The organism is Brasilonema bromeliae SPC951 (genome assembly GCF_012912135.1).
In the GTDB taxonomy this organism is placed as follows: Bacteria; Cyanobacteriota; Cyanobacteriia; order Cyanobacteriales; family Nostocaceae; genus Brasilonema; species Brasilonema bromeliae.
Genome location: NZ_QMEB01000299.1, coordinates 1 through 6,886 on the forward strand (window position 1 = coordinate 1; position 6,886 = coordinate 6,886).

Consider the following 6,886-nt stretch of genomic DNA (forward strand, 5'->3'; position numbering starts at 1 on the left):
ATTATAAGTATGATGAATTTTTGGCATAAATAATGTTTTGCATTGTTTATTTTGAAGTATCAGTTACATAGAGGATACTGTATATTCTACTGCTAAAGGTTATTGAATACAGAAAAAAAAGTTAATTTTTTAATTGATTGTCTGTTACCATTAGCCCTATGGAAAAGAATAGACGCCCAAAAACAAGATAAAGTTTCTTATTGTAAAATATACATTTTCCCTTAACGCAGAGTTTGCTGAGAATCATACTCTTCTCAGTACAGCTTTACGGACAGATTGGATGTTTCATTTATAGTCAAGCTGATATTTCAGCTAGGTCATTTATCAGTTATTCCTAATAATTCAGTGATTATAGTAGTGAATCTACAGTCACATAATAGTTAGGATTGTTACTTTATTGTTATTCAATCTCAGACTTCTGTTTTCAGTAAAAGTACGGAAAATCTCAGAAATGGTACAACGAAATTTTGTTTAACAATCAAAGAATGTGTGCCTATTAAAGCATATTCTTTCCGATATAACGATGTGATAAGATATACTGAATTAATCTTTGCTCATCTAAAAAATATTTGATGAAATATTTTATGAAGCTAAGTTTAGATAGAGCTAAACAGTATTGTAAAACATTGCCACAAATACCGCAGTTAACTCAAGGATAATGCCAGTAAGGATGAAATCACTCCTATTTGCCTTGATTAAACGCCATTGCGGAAAACTTCTTTCACAAACAAATGCACGCCGTCTTGGTGGTAGCGTAGTTGAAATAACTGAGTTTTCTTGAGAGACTCTACCAAGTTAGTCGCAAACTCTTGATCACTTTGCCAGCCAGGATGAGTGACATTCAACAGTATATAGTCAAACTTTGCCAAATTAGCAGGTGGTGAGTTGGCGCTTGTCAACTCGACAACTGGTCTATGTGTTAAATGTGGGGCAATCTCAGCAGTTGTCAAAACAGATCCTTTTGTTTGAACTAAAGCAACCGCTTGTCGTGTTGCTTGCCAAGTGTCCAGTGAATCTGAGTAGATAGACCAGAAGTATCCGTATTTGGCTAAGGCAATGAATGCAACTATTGACCACAATGTTATATTTCGTTTATTGCGTAACCATCCTCGACCTGTAGCAAGGGTAGAAATAATGCTTAATATAAGAAATGGTACTGCTGGTAGAGAATACTGATGGATCAAGTCTTTTTGGAGTGGGTAATCGGCAAGAAGATTCATAGCCAAAGTAGGAAAAGCACCAATCAAAGGCTGTATCCCTTGGAGTGAAAGTCCCCAAATCACAGGCGCTAGTAACAGCAGTAAATATCCTAGGTTAGCGAGTGAAAAAACTTGTCCCAACACAAGTCCTGGGTTGAGGAGTAAATTTTTAGCAATTTCTGGAAATGAGTTTCCCAAATAAGCATAGCGAGAAATGTGGCGTTCCACTGACGCCGCTTGGGTACCAAAAAAGGGGATGACAATTTTGGTTGCGATGACAAACCAGATGATACCGCTTGCGAGAGCGATCGCACCACATCGTCGCTTCTTTTCAAACACCAATAGCCAAACTCCCATTGCTGCAACTGTTATAGATAATACAGCTTTACATCCCAGCGTCAGGAAGATACATAAACAAAACCACCCAGTGCGTTCGAGTCTAGCCGCTAAAACCGCCCCTAACAATGCTGGCACAGCTATCACTTCTGGGTGGAAATCAAAGAGATTAATATTGAACACTAATGGATACAGTAGGTACACCGCCGCGACTGCTATGCCTTGTTGAGTAGTAAGATTAGCATGACGCGCTAGATGCCATATGGGTAAAGCAGCTAATGCCAAAGCGCCTGCTTGCACTGCAAACAACCAGTAGACGCTGGGGTATATTTTGTAAAATAAGGCTAAAAGATAAAAAATTAAAGCGGCATGGTCACCAAGAATATGGAAACCAAGGAAAGAAGAAATAGGTGACTGTCCTTGGCTAATTAAGTAAACTGCCTGATCAAAAATTCCTAAGTCATAAGCAGTTGATTTAAATAGCTCATGTCTTAAACTGCTGCACCCAAATAAAATGAATACACTCGCCCCAATCATCCAAATTATAGGATGAGACGAAATCAATTTTTTCATCATCACTCCCTCCCTCACTCCCTCACTTCCTCACTTCCTCACTCCCTCCCCCATTTACCCTACCCAAAGTTCTTGGGCAAATCGAACCGCAAAGCTTGCAAGTAGGATGGCAAAAAATGACAGCATTAGGTAACCCCAACGAGGATAGCGAGACAATAATACACCGAGAGCGACACTTGGAGACACAATACCGTACACCAAACGACTCAAAGATATAGTACTCCCAGATGCTAGCAACAAACCTATACCACAGAAGCCATAGATAACAGTGACTGGAGTCAATTGAGCGCGTAATTGCCATAATAGGTAAACACTACCGAAAATAGCGATCGCGTTAATCAAAGGGTCGCCTGCTAGTATCCATAAAAGAAAGACTAAAGCGGCAAAGCCATAGTCCACTTTCTGTGAACCTAGCTGTTTACGGAAGTACCATAAACAAGAACCGATGCCAATAATCATCGTAAACAATAGAGGATGCAGAGGGTCTTTGATCCCGCCATGCTTCCAATTCAATGTCCCAACTGTCACTTGCATCAGCATTTTCCACCAACCCTGCCAATCAAACCCAAGCGTTGGTCGCCATTTCTGTTGTGCATGGATAAATCCCAAAGGATCACCAAATTGAATCGCACAGTATATGCTGAAAAAAACTAGTCCAGCACCAGCGGCAAAAGACGCAAGATAAGCAATAGGGGGTCTGCGTTGTTTCCAAGCTGCTAAGGCAAACGCGGTTATCAGTGCCATTCCTGTCGGACGTGTTGCTGTCGCCATTGCACCCCAAAAGACAGTCCAACCATAATGTTGTTTATCAAAAGCTCGCAAAGCTGCTGTACTTAAGAGTAAGTATAGCCCTTCGGTGTAAATGACTCCTGCAAATATTGATAATGGACACCAAGCAACCACAGCTGTTGTCCACCGCGCCGCGCTTTCACCAGCTTGTTCCTTAACCCAAAAGTATAAAAAGTAAAGCGCCGCCAAAAAAGCCAGATTGCTGACTAACGTCCCTGCGATTTCAAACGGCAAGCCCAAGTTCATTAAAACTCGGATGATTAAAGGAAACAGGGGAAAGAAGGCAAGGGTGTGTGACTTGCCATCGTTAATGAATTTATATCCAGAGCTGGCAATTGTGCGATAATATTCACTATCCCATGCAAAAAACACCCCCCAACCAAAAGTGGTGGTATTGCCTCCTGCTGGTACTGGTAGCAATGGTGCAATCAGCAACATTGTTATCCAGATGAGTAGTCGGCTAGTAAGCCACATTGTTGCTGGGAAGAGGACGATTTTTGTCCATAAAGCTTTGTTCAAAAATATCTGACCTTTAATCATGAGTGAGGTGTAAAGAAGGTGTAGGGATATTTTTCTGAAGAAAAATGCGGAATTCTTTGTTGTTAAATTTTGAATTGTTCAAGTCCTACACCAAGTGAAATGTTTTTTAGCTTATCCTACCCAAAGTTCTTGGGCAAATTTAACAGAGAGTCTGACGAGTAAGATAGCAAACAAACCCAGACTTAAGTACCCTTGACGAGGATAGCGAGATAAGAAGACACCACAAGCTACACTCAGTGAGACAATACCGTAAGCCAAACGACCCAAGGATATCGTGCCTCCGGAGGCAAGTAGCAAACTGATCCCGCACAAAGCATAAATAACAGTAACTGGGGTTAATTGAGTGCGTGAATGCCACAACATATAAGTGCCACCACAAACCATAACTCCGTTCAGAAAGTTATAGATGAACCAATCATCTGCTAGTATTAACAAGCAGATTGATAAACCATAAAAGCCCCAGACAGCAAGAAAATTCAGTTGCTTACGGAAGCGCCACAAACAATAACCGTAGCTGACAACAACCCCAAAAAGTAGGAGATGCAGGTAGTTATTTATTGATAAAGATTCTAAATTGGACGTTCCAACAGTGATTTGCAGTAGCATATTTAACCAACCCTGTCCATCAAATCCCAGGGAGGGTCGCCATCCGCGTTGTGCATGGATAAATCCAAAGGGATTGCCAAATTGGATTGCACAGTACAGACTAAACAAAAGCACTCCCATTGCACTGCCACACCCAGCAACGTAAGCCATCAAAGGTCTACGCTGTTTCCATGCGGCTAACAAAAATGCAGGTATAAGCGCTAACCCCGTAGGACGAGTTGCCGTTGCCATTGCACCCCAAAGGAGAGTCCAGTAGTATTGCTTTTGATCAAAGGCTCGCAAAGCCGCAGTGCTCAACAGTAAGTATAGCCCCTCGGTGTAAATAACCGTGCCAAACATGGACAATGGACACCAAGCCACGACAGCTGTTGCCCAACGCGCCTCCTTTGTGCCACAATGCTCCTCTACCCAAAAGTAGATACAGTAAAGGGCTGCAAAAAATGCCAAGTTATTTATCAGCGTACCTGCCACTTCAAATGACAAGCCAAAACGCATGAAAAGCCAAATAGCTAAGGGAAATAAGGGGAAAAATGCAAGATTGTGTTGTTTTCCATCATCGCTAAATTCATAACCAGATGTTGCGATCGAACGGTAATGTACACTATCCCATGCATCAAATACTCCCAAGCCAAATTGAGGGGTAACTCCTTGCGATGGTGCGCTTAGGTGTGGAACAACCAGCAACATAGTAACCCAAATAAAGAATCGGCTAACAAGCCAGATGATTGTAGGAAAAAGAAAATCATTTTTCCATACAACTTTTTTGATAAATATTTGAATTTCAGCCATAAGCTTGAGTGTTATTCAAACTCCTCTATGCATTCACATACTTATGGCTGTCATTTGGTGATTTATTAGTAACATTGCGCACATTCCACTCCTCCACCAAAATGAGTCATTACACGAAAAGAAACATAGCTGACAAAGTTTTCAGCTATTTACTATCAGTAGTTATAATTTAGCTGATATCCATATGAACCTTGGCAGTTAGATTTAACTATATAGTCTTTCTATACAACATTTTTTTTTGCAAAGAAAAGTTGCTTTGGAGAGATGTTTAACTCATCTTGTGGCTTCTAGTGCATGGCAGTAGAACTCAAGATTGGCAATAAAACATTGGGTAGGGTGAAGTTGGTTCGTTTTCCCACTTTTTGAAGGTATCCCCCAGCAATTTTGCCTCTTGATAACTCACTCACTCCCCATCAGCCGTTAGCACTGACAATATCCCGTTAAGTTTAGTAACAAATCGAACTGAATTTTTCGCCAACGCAAATTAACGCACTTCGCAAACGGATTCGCTCTGTTGAAGCACCATAAACGCTTGTTGGTTACAGCGCTTATTCTTATGATTAGACCACAAATCCTAGGGCGGGCATAAGGATATAGGATAAATCAATTTATTTGTGTATCCCAAGCAATCTATATTAATGGTTGTCTGTCAATCACCAAACAATTGTGAAAGCAATAACTCTTCTTGGTTCTACTGGTTCTATCGGTACTCAGACTTTAGACATTGTCGCTCAATACCCCGATCAATTCCGGATTGTGGGCTTAGCAGCTGGGAACAATGTGGATTTGTTGGCTTCTCAGATTCGGCAGTTTCGACCAAGTATAGTAGCTATCTGCTCAGAAGAGAAGTTGCCAGCACTCAAAGAAGCAATCAAAGACCTTGCTCCCCAGCCGATTTTAATGGCTGGTGATGCTGGAGTTATTGAAGTTGCCCGCTACGGAGATGCCCAAACCGTTGTTACGGGTATCGTTGGTTGTGCTGGGTTGCTACCTACCATAGCAGCCATTGAAGCTGGTAAAGATATCGCCTTGGCAAACAAGGAAACCTTAATTGCTGGAGGTCCGGTAGTTTTACCTCTGATTAAAAAACACAGTGTGAAATTACTGCCAGCAGATTCGGAACATTCTGCTATATTTCAATGCTTACAAGGTGTTCCAGATGGAGGTTTACGACGAATTTTATTAACCGCATCTGGTGGTGCTTTTCGTGACTGGGCAGTAGAGAAGTTAGCAGAGGTCACAGTTGCTGATGCTATCAAACATCCTAACTGGTCAATGGGGCGTAAAATTACTGTTGATTCTGCGACTTTAATGAACAAAGGTTTGGAAGTGATTGAGGCTCATTTCCTCTTTGGGTTGGATTACGAGAATATTGAGATTGTTATTCATCCCCAAAGTATTATTCACTCACTCATTGAACTACAAGACACCTCTGTTCTCGCCCAACTAGGTTGGCCTGATATGCACTTACCTTTACTATATGCTTTGTCTTGGCCTGAACGCATCTACACCAATTGGGAACGCCTAGATTTAGTCAAAATCGGCAGTTTAACCTTCCGTGAACCAGATCATCAGAAGTATCCTTGCATGAAATTAGCTTATGCAGCAGGGAGATCTGGTGGTTCCATGCCTGCTGTGTTAAATGCAGCGAATGAGCAAGCTGTGGCTTTGTTTTTAGAAGAAAAAATTCAGTTTTTAGATATTCCTCGGTGTATCGAATGGGTGTGCGATCGCCACGAACGCGATAATCGTCCAAATCCTTCTTTAGATGACATTTTGACAGCAGATAAATGGGCAAGGCAGGAAGTTTTAAAAGCAACTCAACACTTGGAAAATCGTCCGCGTATAATATCTTTGCGATAAAAAACGACTAACAACCCTAGATTTTCATTGTATTTATGTTCAGCGTTCAGCTTACTGCTGAACGCTAATTTTTTTTATTCGTAATTTTTACCTTATAGCAATGTATAAGAATATAAACATATAGTTCTGTTGTTTTTTCTGAGTTTCGTCATTTAGTTATTCATTTATAATTTATTATACTGAGAAAGAAT

Annotated in this window: 4 protein-coding genes; 1 reads left to right on the forward strand and 3 read right to left on the reverse strand. The window is 40.9% G+C overall.

Translation table 11 applies throughout. The annotated features are described in order from the left end of the window. Positions 1–695: 695 nt before the first annotated feature. The 3 genes from DP116_RS25960 to DP116_RS25970 all read right to left on the reverse strand — a co-directional run bounded on the left by DP116_RS25960 (position 696) and on the right by DP116_RS25970 (position 4,832). Positions 696–2,111, reverse strand: a complete 1,416-nt coding sequence (locus DP116_RS25960; protein WP_169157893.1) for a DUF2079 domain-containing protein — start codon at positions 2,109–2,111, stop codon at positions 696–698. Between the two features lie 51 nt (positions 2,112–2,162). After that, positions 2,163–3,437 (reverse strand): mannosyltransferase family protein, encoded by a 1,275-nt coding sequence (locus DP116_RS25965; protein WP_169157894.1) that lies wholly within the window; start codon positions 3,435–3,437, stop codon positions 2,163–2,165. Between the two features lie 111 nt (positions 3,438–3,548). Beyond that, positions 3,549–4,832 (reverse strand): mannosyltransferase family protein, encoded by a 1,284-nt coding sequence (locus tag DP116_RS25970; RefSeq protein WP_169157895.1) that lies wholly within the window; start codon positions 4,830–4,832, stop codon positions 3,549–3,551. Between the two features lie 666 nt (positions 4,833–5,498). Here DP116_RS25970 and DP116_RS25975 point away from each other — a divergent pair. Further along, complete coding sequence (locus DP116_RS25975) at positions 5,499–6,695, forward strand: 1-deoxy-D-xylulose-5-phosphate reductoisomerase (protein WP_169157896.1); 1,197 nt, start codon at positions 5,499–5,501, stop codon at positions 6,693–6,695. Positions 6,696–6,886: the final 191 nt, after the last annotated feature.